The 683-nt window shown below is 65.2% G+C and carries 1 protein-coding gene; it reads left to right on the plus strand.

Features of this window, described 5'->3' with window-relative positions; translation table 11 throughout:
• Nucleotides 1-683: IS256 family transposase (locus IVA74_RS13840; protein ID WP_247344374.1), on the plus strand; the 683-nt coding region annotated here is incomplete at both ends.

Genomic DNA, 683 nt, shown 5'->3' on the forward strand with positions numbered 1-683 from the left:
CTACATGCGCCGGTCGAAGTCGATCGAGACGCTGCTGCCGATCCTTTACCTGAAGGGTATCTCGACCGGCGACTTCTCTGAGGCGCTGGCTGCGCTGCTCGGCAAGGATGCTGCCGGGTTGTCGGCATCCGCCATCGGTCGCCTGAAGGATGGCTGGCTCGACGAGCACGCCGCGTGGCAGAGGCGCGATCTGTCGGCGAAGCGCTACGTCTACATCTGGGCCGATGGCATCCATCTCCAAGCGCGCCTCGAAGACGAAAAGCAGTGCATCCTGGTGCTGATCGGCGCGACGCCGGAAGGCCGCAAGGAACTGGTCGGCTTCACCGATGGCGCCCGCGAGAGCGCGCAGGACTGGCGCGATCTGCTGCTCGATCTGAAGCGGCGCGGGCTCGACGTGGCGCCGCAGCTTACCATCGCCGATGGCGCACTCGGGTTCTGGAAGGCGGCCGGCGAGGTCTGGCCGAAAACGCGCGAGCAGCGCTGCTGGGTGCACAAGACCGCCAACGTGCTCGCCAAGTTGCCGAAGAGCCAGCAGCCGAAGGCCAAACGCGCGTTGCAGGAGATCTGGATGGCTGAAACGAAGTTCGCCGCCGAGCTGGCGTTCGACGCCTTCATCGAGAGCTACGCGCTGAAGTACGAGAAGGCCGCCGATTGCCTGAGCAAGGATCGAGACACGCTACTGG

The sequence above is a fragment of the Bradyrhizobium sp. 132 genome (genome assembly GCF_023074185.1).
In the GTDB taxonomy this organism is placed as follows: domain Bacteria; phylum Pseudomonadota; class Alphaproteobacteria; order Rhizobiales; family Xanthobacteraceae; genus Bradyrhizobium.